The organism is Streptomyces sp. NPDC030296 (assembly GCF_055572815.1).
Genome location: NZ_JBVICQ010000003.1, coordinates 162,569 through 176,281, shown reverse-complemented (window position 1 = coordinate 176,281; position 13,713 = coordinate 162,569). Strand labels below are relative to the sequence as shown.

The following is a 13,713-nucleotide window of genomic DNA, read 5'->3' as shown; positions in this document are numbered from 1 at the left end:
CGTTGAGAACGGTCCCGGCGGGTCGGTTACCTGAGCCGGAGCGCCTTCATGACCTTGAGGCTGGTGCTCATGAACTGCGCGTACTTCTCGTCGTCCATGCCGAAGGCCGGGGCCATCGGGAGGACTCGCTGCTGGGCGACCGTCTGGGCCTCGGTGTACTTGAGGATGCCCTCGGAGCCGTGACGGCGGCCGAGGCCCGAGTCCTTCATGCCGCCCATCGGGGACTGGACGCTGCCGTACGCGGAGGCGTAGCCCTCGTTGACGTTGACCGTGCCGGCGCGCAGGCGGGCGGCGACGGCGAGGCCCCGGCGGCCGTCCTTGGTCCAGACGGAGGCGTTGAGGCCGTACGCGGTGGCGTTGGCCTCGTCGATGGCCGCCTCCTCGTCCTTGAAACGGTAGACGGAGACGACGGGGCCGAAGGTCTCCTCGTTGCACACGGCCATGGGCTCGGTGACGCCGTCGAGGATGGTCGGCTCGTAGAAGTAGGGGCCGATGTCGGGGCGGGCGACACCGCCGGCCACGACCTTGGCGCCCTTCGCGACGGCCTCGTCCACGTGCCGGGTGACCGTCTCCAGCTGGCGGTCGCCGACGAGGGAGCCCATGTCGGCGCCGTAGGCGAGGGACGTGCCGAGGCGCATCGCCCGGGTGCGGGCGGCGAAGCGCTCCAGGAAGGCGTCGGCGACGGACTCGTGGACGTACAGGCGCTCGATGGAGATGCAGAGTTGGCCGGCGGAGGAGAAGCAGGCGCGGACGGCTCCGGCGGCCGCCTTCTCTATGTCGGCGTCCTCCAGGACCAGCATGGCGTTCTTGCCGCCCAGTTCGAGGGAGACCCCGACGAGGCGGGCGGCGGCGCCCTGGGCGACCTCGCGGCCGGTGCGGGTGGAGCCGGTGAAGGAGACGTAGTCGGCGTGCTTGACGACCTCGGGTCCGATGACCGGGCCGTCGCCGAGGACGACCTGGAAGACCTCGGCGGGCAGACCGGCCTCGACGAGGAGGTCGCGCGCCCACAGGGCGGTCAGGCAGGTCTCCGTGTCCGGCTTCATCACGACCGCGTTGCCCGCGACGAAGGCGGGGATCGCGTCGCCGACGGAGAGTTCGAGCGGGTAGTTCCAGGGGGCGATCTGGCCCACCACGCCACGCGGGTGGCGGAGTTCGACGACCTTGGTGAGGGTCGGTACGGCACCGGTGTGCCGCTTCGGCTTCAGGTACGCCGGGGCCTTGCGCCCGTAGTGGCGGGCCGCGACCGCGACGGCCTGGACCTCCTCATGGGCGTGCAGCCGGGCCTTTCCGGTCTCCAACTGGATGAGGTCGAGCACCTCGGCCTGGCGCTGCAGGACGAGGTCGTGGAAGCGGAGCAGGACGGCGGCGCGCTCACGGACGGGCACCTGCGCCCACACGGCCTGCGCGGCGCGGGCCCGCACGTACGCCTTCTCCACGTCCTCGGGGGTGGACTCGGGCAGGTCGGCGAGCTTCTCGCCGGTGAACGGCGTGTGGTTGGCGGTCCGGCCGGAGCCGACCACACCCTTGGTGAGCTGGGCGACCAGTTCGGGGGTGACCACGTCGGCGGCGGTACGGGCTCCCGCCGGGGCGGGTGCGAGGGGGTTGGTGCCGGTCGTCCGTGCCGTGCCGGTCTTTTCGGGGGCCTGCGAGTCCGTCATGACGCGCAGGGTATTCCGGAGCGGACGACTTTGGGTACCCGGCGGTAACAGGCTTTCACCGGCCGCACACACCGTGCCAGTGATCAGTGGCACGAAGACGCTGATCAGCGCGTTGTGCGCCCCCGGTCGCGACTTGGTCACATCACGCGGAACCTCGGCGTCACCTCGGCGGGAGCGCCTGTGTCACCCCGTCAGGATCTTCAGCCGCTCGCGTGCCCCCTTGAAGACCGCGGTGCCCTTCTTCTCGTCCGGCGTGCCCTTCGGCATGTCCACCCGGAGTGCGAACATCCGGCTGTCGTCGGTGCGGACGATCAGTTCCAGGACGCGGGTGGGGATGCCGTCCGCGTAGTGCGTGGTGTCGGCGAGCACCGCCTCCTGCCCGTCGAAGCTGGTACTCGTGTACTGCGCGGTGGACTTCACGCCGCTGCCCACGATGTCCGAGGAGTCCTTGGCCTCCTTCATGGGCGACGTGGGCGCCTTGTCCCACTGGGTGAGCCGTACGCGGATGACCTTCTCGCCGTCGTAGATGACCGTGCGGGACGCGCCGCCCTCGCCGCGCTTCTCGCCGGTCCGTTCGTACGAACTCGGGAGGGACAGGACGGCGTTCATCTCCTTCTCGCGGTGCGCGACCCAGCGGGTGTCGGCGCCGTACGGGGACTCCGACGCGGCGCCGGACTCGGGGCTGGACGAGGCGGGGCGACCCGGGAACGACCCGATGCGGGGCTCGGGGACCGCGGGACTGTCGTCCTCGGCTCCGATCAGCGTGCCCGCCCAGACTCCCCCGCCGACGAACAGAACCCCGGCGACGGCCCCCAAGGCGCCCAACCGCCGGGACGGACGCCTGCCGGGCCGCCGGGCGGGCGCCGACCGCCGTAGGTCGACGGTCACCGACGGGATCGCCGACGAGTCCCCGGACACCGGCTCGGGACCGGCGGTGCGGGGGACCGCGGGGTCGTTCTCAGGGTCGGCCGCGGCGACAGCCGGTGCGGCCTCCTCGCGTAACGCCGTGCCCGGCTGTTCGCCCACGAGTCGCAGGGTCTCCTCGTCCTCGCCCAGTTGCTTCAGCTCAGACGGCAGTTGTGTGTCCGGGGTCCGGCCCGCCGCGACGTCGGCCAGGATCCGCGCCGTCTCCTCGGCGTCGGGGCGGTCCGCCGGGTCCTTGGCCAGGAGCCGGACGACCAGGGGGCCGAGGGGGCCCGCCCCGGCGGGTTCGGGGGGCTCGGTCGAGAGGATCGCGGCGAGCGTGGACTCCGGGGACGTACGGCGGAAGGGCGACGCGCCCTCGACGGCGGCGTACAGGAGGACGCCGAGCGACCACAGGTCGGAGGGCGGCCCGGCGGCACCGTGCCCGGACATGCGCTCGGGGGCGACGAACTCCAGCGAACCGACGAACTCCCCGGTCATGGTGAGCGATTCCTCGCCCTGGACATGGGCGATGCCGAAGTCGGTGAGGACGACCTGGCCGTGCGACCCGAGCAGGACGTTGGCCGGTTTGACGTCGCGGTGCACGATGCCGACGCCGTGCGCGGCGTGCAGCGCGCCGACGACGGCGAGGCCGATACGGGCCGACTCGGCGGGGGTGAGGGGTCCGCGTCGGAGCCGTTCCTGGAGGGACTCGCCGCGGACCCACTCCATGACGATCCAGGGGTGGCCGTCGTCGATGACGACGTCGTGGATGGTGACGGCCGAGGGGTGGTCGACGCGGGCGGCGGCGCGGGCCTCGCGGTAGAGGCGGTTGGCGGCCCGGCGGCGCTCCTCGTTCTCCGGGTCGTCGGGGTCGCCCGGCAGCCGGGGCTGCTTGACGGCGACCTCACGGCCCACCAGTTCGTCGACGGCCTGCCACACGGTACCCATGCCTCCGGACCCGATGCGCTCGATGAGGCGGTAGCGACCGCCGATCAGACGATCGTCGCACTGGGTGATCCGCCCGCCGAACCGGCGTGCGTCGCGCTGATGTTCGCCGTCATCACTCATGCGACATCAGTACCGCGCGGAAGCGGAACTTGTCGACGTACGGCCAAGGCGCCGGGCGTGCCGCCGACCTGTCGACGTACGGCCAGGCCGCCGGGCGCGCCGCCGGGCGGAGCGGCTTGCCGGTCGTCACCCTCCCCTGTGACGTCGGCGGTTCCACAGGTCCTCGGCCCAGCCGTACCGTTCGCGGTGCTTGGGCAGGGCCGTGCGGCCGACGGCGGCGGCGAGCTTGCGCAACCGGCGCCAGTCCAGCGGCGGTTTGGGCTCGGGGACGCCGGGCCGGTCGCGCGGCACCCGGACCCGCAGGGCCTTGGGCGAGATCCGGCAGTGGACCGGGGTGGGCAGGACGAGGGCCTCCCCGTCGACGCCGACCTCGATCTCCGGCCGGTCGGCCTCGACCACGATCTCGTCGGCGATGAGCAGGCTCAGGCCGGGCGCGTTCGGCCCGAGGACCAGGCTCGCGGCGTCGGCCGCGCTGTCGACCCGCACGCCCACCACGCCCAGCACCCCGGCGTCCAGCCGCTCCCGGCGGCCGAGGCCGACCAGGTCGTCACTCCGGTAGACGTTGTTGCTGACCAGCACGGCCTGGGGCGCGTCGATCACGGCGTCGCCGATCCGGGCGGTGAGCCGCGGACCACGCTGGTGCGTGAGCAGTTCGGGCAGCAGTTCCAGTGTGGTGCGGACCTTGTCGTCGCGGTAGGCGGGGCTCTGCACGACGGCCGCGTACGCGCCGAAGGACGCGTTGTTCACGAAGGGGTGGCCGCTGGCGTACCCGAGGTCGACATGGAGCTCGACGCCCTTGTCGGTGAGGGCGTCGAGGCAGGCGGCGGGGTTGTCGCGGTCGAGGCCGAGGTCCATGGCGAAGTGGTTGCGGGTGCCGGCGGAGATGACGAGCAGGGGCACGTCGTAGGCCGCGGCGATGGCGGCCACCTGGGCCTGGGTGCCGTCGCCGCCGGCGACACCGAGCAGGTCGGCGCCCTCCCGGACCGCGTCGCGGGCCAGCACGGCGACGTCCTCGGGGTGCTCCGGGTCGAGCAGGTGGACCCGGGCGCCGAGCCGTTCGGCCCGCTCCCTCAGCCGGAAGCGCTCGACCTTCCCGCCCCCCGACTTGGGGTTCATGATGAGGAAGGGCCGGGTCGGCGGGGGTGTGCGGTGCTCGGGCACGTCCACCCGGTGCGACTTGGTGAGGCTGAGCGCGAACTTCCCGGACCAGACGGCCGCAGCCCACAGCGCGGCCGACACGAGCACCACCCACAGCAGGTTGACGGCCGCGAACCACCAGATGACGCCCACCGGAGCGGCCACCGCCAGCGTGGCCGCCGCCACCCGGACGGCACCCCGATGGGTCAGCACCCACCAGAGCGCGGCCACCGTCAGACCGGCGCCCAGCAGCAGGCCCGCGACGAGCAGCAGGCTCGCCTCCCGCGCGTAGCCGATCGGCAGCAGGACGGCCAGCGCCGCGCAGCCGAGGGCGGCCCGCGCCGCCCATCGCTGTCGCGCATGAGCCCGCACGTCCAGGTGTTCGATGCCCACGCCCGCCCGCCCTCCGCGCCGATCATGCACTTGACACGGCATGTTAGGGCCAGGGAGCGGGCCAAGGCGATGCCCTTCCGATCATCCGCGGGAACGCCGTCGCGAGTCCCGCACGGAGCCGCGACCCGCGTACGCCCATTGGGGTCATGGTCGGAGTCCGGGCCGGTTCCTGGCGGCGCGGCGGGGTGTTGGGCGAGTCGGCGTGGCCGACGAACGCGGAGCCCGACACCCATGAAGATCACCTTTCTGCTGCACAACGCGTACGCGATCGGCGGCACGGTCCGGTCGACCCTGAACCTCGCCGGGGCGCTGGCCGCCCGGCACGAGGTCGAGATCGTCTCGGTCCTCAGGACGGCGGAGCAGCCGATGCTCGGTGTGCACGGTGACGTCCGCCTGGTCCCGCTGGTCGACGAGCGCCCCGACTCCGCGGCGTACGACGGCGGCCACGAGCTGATGGCGCGGCCCTCCGCGCTGGTCCCGCCCACCGAGGTCCTCGCCCACCGCTACACCGCCCTGACCGACGCGCGCCTGCGCGCCTTCCTCGACACCACCGACGCCGACGTCCTCGTCGCGACCCGTCCCGCGCTGGTCGTCGTCCTCGCCGAGCACGGACCGCGCCACGCGATCCGCATCGGTCAGGAGCACCTGTCGTACGACAACCACGTGCCCGGCGTGCGCACGGCGCAGAACGAGGCGATCGCCCGCCTCGACGCGTTCGTCACCGTGTCCGCGCGGGACGCCGCCGACCACCGCCGCCGGCTGCCCGGCCTGCGCACCCGGATCACGGACATCGCCAACGCCGCGCCCCGCCCGCGGGCCGAACCCTCCGATCTGCGGGCCCCGCTCGTGGTGGCCGCCGGGCGGCTGGTGCCGGTCAAGCGCTACGACCTGCTCATCGAGGCGTTCGCCAAGGTCGTCGCCGAGCGCCCCGAGTGGCGGCTGCGGATCCACGGCCAGGGGCCGGAGCGCGCCAACCTGCGCGCCGCCGTCGCCGCACACGGTCTCCACGACCACGTGTTCCTGATGGGCCCGCACACCACTCTGGAGACCGAGTGGGCGAAGGCCTCGGTGGCCGTCGTCAGCTCCTCGTGGGAGTCCTTCGGCATGACCATCCTGGAGGCCATGCACGCCGGGGTGCCCGTGGTCGCCACCGACTGCCCCCACGGCCCCGGCGAGATCATCACCGACGGCTCCGACGGCCTCCTCGTCCCGCCGGGCGACCCGGACGCCCTCGCGACGGGTCTGCTCCGCCTGATCAACGACCCCGGCCTGCGGCACACCCTCGGCACCGCCGGGCGCGCCACGGTCCAGCGGTACGAACCGGCCACGATCGCGGACCGGTACGAGCGGCTCATCACCGAGCTACTGGGCGCCCGCCGGCCGGGGCTGGTGGCCGGGATGGGGCGATGGCCGGGTTTCGCGGTGCCGGGGCAGGGGCGACGGGCGGGCCGTGCGGCGCCGGGGCGGTGGACGCGGTGGGCGACTCCGGGGCGAGGTGCGCGGCGGGCCGGGACGGCGCCCGCGGCGGAGACCGGGCACCGGCCGTCCCGTCCGTGGGGCGACTGCCGGGTCGACGCCCGGCGGGACGTACGGCTCTCGGTCGGCTGGACCGACGCGTCCGGACGGGACCTCGTACTCGTCCTGCGCCACCGCCTCGGCGCCGACGAACTCCGTGTGCCGCTGGAACGGGAGGCACCGGACGGCACCGGAGACCGCTGGGCCACGCTGCTGAGCCAGACCCGGCCGCCCCTCGCCGAGGGCCGCTGGGACCTGTACGCGGAGTGGGCGGGGCGCGGTGTCCGGCGCCGGTTGCGGGCCGGGCTCGTGGAGCAGCGGAACCTGTTGACCTCGGAGTTCACCGGTGCGGGCCCGGTCGCGTGGTGGATCCCGTACACGACGAAGGACGGCTACCTCGCCCTGCGGACCTTCCGCCGCGCCGCCCACGCCGAGGTCACCGCGCTGCCGGTCGGTGAGGGTTCGTCGGCCGTGGAGGGCGTGCTGCACGGGGCCGAAATCGGCGTCGGCGCGGCGCTGGTGGGTGTCGCCCGGGGCGGGGAGGCGGCGGACTTCGAGGCACCGGTGGAGGCCACCGGCGGGCGCCCGCCCGAGGGACATCCGTTCGCCGGGCGCCTGTTCCACGGGAGGCTGCCGTCGCTGCCGGGGCCGACCGCGCCCGGCAAGGTGGTCTGGGACCTGTTCCTGCGGCCCGCCACCGACGCGGAACCGGTCCGTCTCGGACGGCTGTTCGGCGACATCGTGGACCGCAAGGACACCGACAAGTACCCGGAGGTCACGCTGCCGGCGCGGTCGGGCGCGTCCGTGCGGGCCCGCTACTTCTTCACCGTCACCAACGACCTGGCCGTGACCGTCACCAACGACCCGGCCGTGAGCGTGTCCCGACCGGAGTGAGTCCTCGCCTCGGCGTGGCTACAGCTTGTCGATCTTCAGGGTCTCGATGGCCGTCCGGGCGATCTCGCGGCCCTGCTCGGTGAAGTGCCCCTTGCCCGGATAGTCGATCCAGAGCCGGTACGTGTCGCCGTTCTTCGCCCGGTAGTAGAGGAGCCGCGCCTCGCGCACGCGCGGGGACTCGCTGTCGGTGGTCGTGTACACGATGGTGTTCTCGGCGGCCTCGCGCTCCTGGTACGTGGCCTCCTTCGGCTTGCCCCTGGGCGCGGGGTCGTCGGCGATGCCCCAGGAGTACTCGCCGTCCTTGAGCATGGCCCAGTCGGCGTAGGCCTTGTCCAGCGCGGTGGCCGGGATCTCGTTGTCCTTGTCGTCCGCCTTGATGTCGCGGTCCACGGCGATCTGGATCAGCCCGCTCGGATCGCTGTACGACGCGTAGGTGTCGTCCGCCTCGTCCGGCTCGTACGTGTCCTTCGTGAAATCGCCGGGCACGCCGACGCTCGCGGCGACCCTGCCCCCGAGGTCCCGCTGCTTCCAGCCGTCCGGCAGCGGTCCGGCGAAGGGGTCCGCGACGACCAGGTACGCCGTGACCGCGGCCGCGACCACCACCGCGGCGAGGCCCACGAGGGTCCTGGGGCCGAGGCGCACGCCCTTCCCGGAGGGGGCGGCGACCTGCTGGATCACCTGGGTGGGCGCCGGGGCCGGCGGGTTCGCGGCGGCCTCCAGGAGTTCACGGACGCGGGCGGCGTTCGGGCGGCGCGCCGGGTCCTTCTGCAGCAGGCCGTTGATGGCCTCGGCGAGGGGGCCCGTGGCCGACGCGGGCGCGGCGGGCGCGGCGTTGAGGACGGACTGCAGCGTCGCGGGCGTGTTGCTGCGCCGGAAGGGTGAGACCCCTTCGGTGGCGGCGTAGAGGACGACGCCGAGCGACCAGAGGTCGGAGGCGGGGCCGGGGCGCTGGCCCAGCACCCGCTCGGGGGCGATGTACTCGGGGGAGCCGACGAAACCGCCGGTGTCCGTCAGATTGGTCTCGCCCTCGATCTGGGCGATGCCGAAGTCGGTGAGGACGACCCGGTCGTGACGGCCGAGCAGGACGTTGTCCGGTTTGACGTCGCGGTGCAGGATGCCCGCCGCGTGCGCGGCCTCCAGCGCGCCGAGCACCTCCAGGCCGATCCTCGCCGCGTCCCGCACCCCGAGGGTGCCCTCCTGGAGGGCGTCGCCCAGGGAACGCCCCTGCACCAGCTCCATGACGATCCACGGCCGGTCGTCCACGACCGCCACATCGTGCACGTTCACGACCGCCGGGTGATCGAGCCTGGCCGCGGCCCGTGCCTCGCGGCGCATCCGCTCGTAGGCGTTGGCCCGTTCACGCTCGGGAAGGTGGTCCGGGACACGGGGCTCCTTGACGGCGACCTCCCGGTCCACCGTCTCGTCCTTCGCCCGCCACACCGTGCCCATCCCGCCGTGCCCGAGCTTGGCGAGCAGCCGGTAGCGGCCCGCGATCAGCCGTCCGGCACCGGGTTCCTGCGCGGGGGGCGCGGACGGGCCGGGCAGGGCGGAGGGGGCGGGATGAGGCTGTGGGGCGGGTGGGGCGGCCGGGGCCGGGTGGGACGGCGGGGCGGGCTGCGGCGCCGACTGTTGAGCGGGCGGCGCCGGCTGCGGGGGCTGCGCCGGCGGCGTCGGCTGCGCGTACGGGTTGCCGGGGTACGGCACGGCGGGCTGCGGCGGTTGCAGTCCGAAACTCGTCGGCTCGCCGGATCCGTAAGGGGCTCCCCCGTTGCTGCTCATATGCTCATCTGTATCGCGACAGCCCTCGGGCTTCCAGTCCGGTCGCTTTCCAGTCACAGACCCGTGACGCGAGAAGCCCCTTATTTCCCTTTTACTCGCCTACGGTGACGTCCTCTCACGGACCCGCGAAGGTGTCCACCACGCCCCTCATGGACCCGCGAAGGTGTCCACCGCGACGTCGAAGTACTCCTTCGCCTCGCTCACCCTCCCGACCGGCGCCGAGACCCACACGTCGTACAGCTTCCCGTCCTGCTCCCAGCACAGGTCGTACGTGTGCCGGGGGCCCTCCGCCGAGCTGAAGCCGTCCCAGGTGAACTCCCAGAGCGCCGCCGGCCGCCCCTGGTGCGTCGTCCCGGCCACCCGGCCGTCGCGGTAGCCGGGGTTCGTGGAGGGACCCTTCTCGTGGGCGCGCCGCATCACCGCGACCGGTCCGCCCTCCTCCGGGTCGTCGACCTTGATGCCGATCCGGATCGACTGCCCCGGCGACATGTAGAAGACCCGCTCCCCCTGCGGCTCCCGGGTGAAGTCCTCCGGCACGGCGAGGCGGAAGCCCCGGTCGTCCCGGGTGAGCCGGTACCCGGAAGGCACCGTCGGCGCCGTGGCCGCCCGTGACCGCGTCACGGTGGGCGTGGCGCCCCCCGACGAGCCCGAGGACGCCCCCGACGACGCGCCCTCCGTCGTCCCGGACGCCGTACCGGAGGTCGCGCCCGAGGCCGTCCCGTCGGTGCCCGGCGTGTCGCGCCCGCTCGACTGACCCGCCGAGCCGGACGGCGTGTGCGACGTGCCGGGCGTCCGGGGCGCCGATGTCGTCGGCCCACCGCTCCCGGGGCCGCCGCCCTCCCCCAGCAGCAGCGCGGCCGCCGACACGCCGGCCCCGGCCATCGCCGCGACCAGCGCGGCGGCGACCAGGACGCTCCGGGTGGGCTGGGGCCCCCTGGGCCGGCCGGGCTGCTCCCGCAGGGCCGCCGCCCGGTCGTGCGCGGGCCCGCCGGGCTCCCCGGGCTGTTCGGGGTGGTCCCGATGCCCGGCCTCCGGCGTGTCCTGGGGGGCGGTCGGCGGGGGCGTGCGCGGCATGTCGCGCCGGGTCGGTGTGTAACCGGTCGAGGTGCGCGGTCCCTTGGGCGGTCTCGGCGTACGGCCGGTCTCCCGGAACGCGCGCAGCAGCCGCTCCGCCTCCGCCGCACCGAGCCGCTGGTCGGGGTCGCGCTCCAGCAGGCCGCGGATCACGGGAAGCAGTGGCGCGGCCTGGGCCGGTGGCCGGATCTCGTCGAAGACGACGGCGTGCAGGATGCCGCCCAGCGAGTCGCGGCGGAACGGCGATTCCCCGCTGAGCACGGTGCACAGCAGCGCGCCCAGCGACCACAGGTCGGACTCCGGCCCGGTACGGACCCCGGACATCCGTTCCGGCGCGGTGTACTCGGGCGAGCCGACGAACGACCCGTTCTCGGTGAGCGTGGTGGCGCCCGCGACCTGGGCGATGCCGAAGTCGGTGAGGACGACCCGGTCGGTGCCCTTCTCCAGCAGGACGTTCGCGGGTTTGAGGTCGCGGTGCAGGACACCCGCGTCGTGCGCCCGCCGCAGCGCGGCCAGCAGGGCGAGCCCGATCCGGGCCGCCTCCCGCGCGTCGACCGGTCCGTCGGCCGCGACCCGCTCCGCGAGGGAGCCGCCGTCGATGAACTCCATGACGATGTAGGGGCGTTCGTCCTGCTCGACGACGTCGTGGACGACGATGATGTGCGGGTGGCCGAGCCGGGCCACCGCCCGGGCCTCCCGCAGGGTGCGTTCACGCAGCTGCCGGGACGTCTCCTCCGGGAGCGAGGGGTCGAGGGCCAGCTCCTTGACCGCGACACGCCGGCCGAGGAGTTCGTCGGTGGCACGCCACACGATGCCCATACCGCCGCGGCCGACCCTGGCCTCCAGCCGGTACCGGCCCGCTATGACGCGGACGTTCTCCCCCTCGGTCCCCATGCGCCCCATCATGCCGCACCGGACCGAAACCCTCCGGTGCCGCGCGACAGGGCTGGCCGACAAGCGACGTACGCGCGTCGCGCGAGCGCCGCGAACGCGCCACGCGTGGGCCCCGGCCCCGAGTCGGGCCGACCCCAGGAGCCGGGCCGACGCCCCCTTCACGTTCACCCTCGCCCCTGGGGCTCCGCCCACTTGGCCCTACAGGACCCTTGAAGTCGGCCTACGCCGGCGCCCCTCGGGTCACTTGCGTGCCTCGCGCCAGCTGCGCAGCACCGTGTCGAACTGTTGGCGCGCGGTCTCCCAGTCGGCGGCCGGCGAGGACATGTAGATCGTGTACTCGACGCCGTCGCGGGCCAGATACGTCTGCTCGATCGCCCGGCGCGGGCCGGGGAAGTCGGTGTCCTGGGCCGCGTTCCAGGTGAACTCCCAGAGCGCGCCCGGACGGTCGCGGTAGAGGTTGTCCTCCAGGCCCACCCGCCGGTACCCGGGGAGCCGGTCCTTCACCTGCTCCTCCAGGTCGAGCTGGTGGTGGGAGGGGCTGTCGAAGTCCGGGGAGTCGTCGACGGCCACCCGGAGGAAGTGCTTGCCACCGTCCGGTGTGTAGTCGATCTGCGCGCCCTCCACCTGGCGCTTCCACCCCTTGGGCAGGGCGAGGCTGAACCCCTCCGGGTCCTCGACGCGAACCCAGCCCTCGGGGACGCCGTCCGTCGCCGGCCGACCCTGGCCCGTGGTCGTACCGCCGGTCCCGGCCGTCGTGCCGGCGGTGGCCGAGGTGTTCTCCGTCCGCCACTCGTCCGTGTAGTGCATCGCGGCGGCGCCACCGCCGCCGATGAGCGCGGCCAGCAGGGCGACGAGCGCGACGGTACGGCCGCGTCCACGCCGCGTGGTGCCGCCGGGCGCGGGGGCGGGAGCGTGCCCGGGTGCGTGGCCGACCATCTGGCCGCCGGGAGGGAAGCCGGTCGCGGGCGTGGCGGAGTGCACGAAGCCGCCGGGCGGCACGGCACCCCCACCGGGACGCCCCGCGCCGTACGCCTCCCCACCGGTGTTCCCGACGGGCCCGCCGTACGCAGGGGCGGAGTGGGCGCCACTGGCACCCCCCTCGCGCACCCCGTGGGGACCGACACTCACGGCCCGACCGTCAGTCCCGTGCGAGCCGCTGCCGGCCCAGCCGTCCGCCCCGCGAGAGCGGCTCGCGGACCCGGAGTCCGTGTCAGGCGCTCCGTCCGCCTCGCTCACCGCGTCCCGGCCACGACGACCGGAATCCGTACCGGTCGACCCGGCCGCGCCCATCGCGCCTGCCGTGCCCTCCGTCCCCGCCGTGCCCGCCGCCTGCTGCCGCGTGGCCACGTACGCCTCGGCGACGCGCGGCCTTCGGCCCTCCGCGGCCTCGGCGAGCATCAGTTCGGCGTCCTGCGCACCCGGCCGTACGGCGGGGTCCTTGCACAGCAGCGCGGCGATGACGGGTCCGAGCGGGCCCGCCGCCACCGGTTCGGCGGCCTCCTCGCTCACCACGGCCTGCATGGTGGTGAGCGGGGTCGTGCGCCGGAACGGCGACTTGCCCTCCACCGCCGTGTACAGCGTGGCGCCCAGTGACCAGAGGTCCGACGCGGGCCCCGGTTCATGACCGCGCACCCGCTCGGGCGCGATGTAGTCGACCGAGCCGACGATCTCCCCGGTGCGGGTGATCGTCGTGTCGCCCTCGACCTGGGCGATGCCGAAGTCGGTCAGCATCACCCGCCCGTCCTCGGCGAGCAGGACGTTGCCGGGCTTCACGTCACGGTGCAGCACACCGGCCTGGTGGGCGGCGCGCAGCGCGCGCAGCACCCACATGCCGATCCGGGCGGCCTCCCGCGCCTCGACGCGTCCCTGTTCCCTGACCGCGTCGGCGAGCGAGACCCCCTCGACCAACTCCATGACGATCCACGGCCGGTTGTCGTGCTCCAGCACGTCGTGCACGGTGACGACGGCCGAGTGGTTGATCCGTGCCGCCGCGCGCGCCTCCGCCCGGGTCCGCGCCAGGAGGACGGCCTGCTCGTTCTCCGAGACGTACAGCGCGGCCGTCAACTCCTTGACGGCGACGGCCCGGTGCAGCACCTCGTCCCGGGCACGCCACACCCGGCCCATGCCGCCGCTGCCGATGACGTCGACGAGCCGGTAGCGCCCGGCGATGAGCCGGCCCTGCATCTGATTCACGTTGCCCCGCAATGCTCTTGACAGGGTCAGGTTAAGGAGCGGTGCTCCCCCCGGGAAACCGGCACGGCCGCACAGAGACAGCACTGTGACGGTTCTCGCTTCCGCGAGCGGAGCGCAACCTTCCGCCGCCCTCGCGGTTCGGACTCCCCAATCCCCGGTGCGGCAAGGTCAACTCCCCCGTGGAGCACGGTCAACTCCCCCG

The 13,713-nt window shown here is 74.0% G+C and carries 7 protein-coding genes; 1 reads left to right on the top strand and 6 read right to left on the bottom strand.

Features of this window, described 5'->3' with window-relative positions:
- Positions 1-26: 26 nt before the first annotated feature.
- The 3 genes from ACZ4Z3_RS08865 to ACZ4Z3_RS08855 form a co-directional block, all read right to left on the bottom strand.
- The gene (locus ACZ4Z3_RS08865; RefSeq protein ID WP_468500336.1) at positions 27-1,658 is read right to left on the bottom strand and encodes a succinic semialdehyde dehydrogenase; all 1,632 of its coding nucleotides are present in this window, start codon (positions 1,656-1,658) and stop codon (positions 27-29) included.
- 183 nt (positions 1,659-1,841) lie between these two features.
- Complete coding sequence (locus ACZ4Z3_RS08860) at positions 1,842-3,632, bottom strand: serine/threonine-protein kinase (protein WP_468500335.1); 1,791 nt, start codon at positions 3,630-3,632, stop codon at positions 1,842-1,844.
- Between the two features lie 126 nt (positions 3,633-3,758).
- A complete protein-coding gene (locus ACZ4Z3_RS08855; RefSeq protein WP_468500334.1) occupies positions 3,759-5,162 on the bottom strand; it encodes a diacylglycerol/lipid kinase family protein in 1,404 nt (467 codons plus the stop codon).
- Positions 5,163-5,393: 231 nt separating this feature from the next.
- Here ACZ4Z3_RS08855 and ACZ4Z3_RS08850 point away from each other — a divergent pair, with 231 nt between their 5' ends.
- Positions 5,394-7,571 carry a glycosyltransferase family 4 protein gene (locus ACZ4Z3_RS08850; RefSeq protein ID WP_468500333.1) on the top strand — a complete coding sequence of 726 codons (2,178 nt, stop codon included), beginning with the start codon at positions 5,394-5,396 and terminating at the stop codon, positions 7,569-7,571.
- An 18-nt stretch (positions 7,572-7,589) separates the two neighbouring features.
- Here ACZ4Z3_RS08850 and ACZ4Z3_RS08845 read toward each other — a convergent pair whose 3' ends face one another.
- The 3 genes from ACZ4Z3_RS08845 to ACZ4Z3_RS08835 form a co-directional block, all read right to left on the bottom strand.
- Complete coding sequence (locus tag ACZ4Z3_RS08845; protein ID WP_468500332.1) at positions 7,590-9,350, bottom strand: serine/threonine-protein kinase; 1,761 nt, start codon at positions 9,348-9,350, stop codon at positions 7,590-7,592.
- A gap of 147 nt (positions 9,351-9,497) precedes the next feature.
- Complete coding sequence (locus tag ACZ4Z3_RS08840; protein WP_468500331.1) at positions 9,498-11,318, bottom strand: serine/threonine-protein kinase; 1,821 nt, start codon at positions 11,316-11,318, stop codon at positions 9,498-9,500.
- Between the two features lie 240 nt (positions 11,319-11,558).
- Positions 11,559-13,502 carry a serine/threonine-protein kinase gene (locus tag ACZ4Z3_RS08835; protein WP_468500330.1) on the bottom strand — a complete coding sequence of 648 codons (1,944 nt, stop codon included), beginning with the start codon at positions 13,500-13,502 and terminating at the stop codon, positions 11,559-11,561.
- Positions 13,503-13,713: the final 211 nt, after the last annotated feature.

Excerpts from the sequence above, each read along its gene's own strand:
- ACZ4Z3_RS08865 (WP_468500336.1), bottom strand. The coding sequence starts at position 1,658 with ATGACGGACTCGCAGGCCCCCGAAAAGACCGGCACGGCACGGACGACC.
- ACZ4Z3_RS08860 (WP_468500335.1), bottom strand. The coding sequence starts at position 3,632 with ATGAGTGATGACGGCGAACATCAGCGCGACGCACGCCGGTTCGGCGGG.
- ACZ4Z3_RS08850 (WP_468500333.1), top strand. The coding sequence starts at position 5,394 with ATGAAGATCACCTTTCTGCTGCACAACGCGTACGCGATCGGCGGCACG.
- ACZ4Z3_RS08845 (WP_468500332.1), bottom strand. The coding sequence starts at position 9,350 with ATGAGCAGCAACGGGGGAGCCCCTTACGGATCCGGCGAGCCGACGAGT.
- ACZ4Z3_RS08840 (WP_468500331.1), bottom strand. The coding sequence starts at position 11,318 with ATGGGGACCGAGGGGGAGAACGTCCGCGTCATAGCGGGCCGGTACCGG.
- ACZ4Z3_RS08835 (WP_468500330.1), bottom strand. The coding sequence starts at position 13,502 with ATGCAGGGCCGGCTCATCGCCGGGCGCTACCGGCTCGTCGACGTCATC.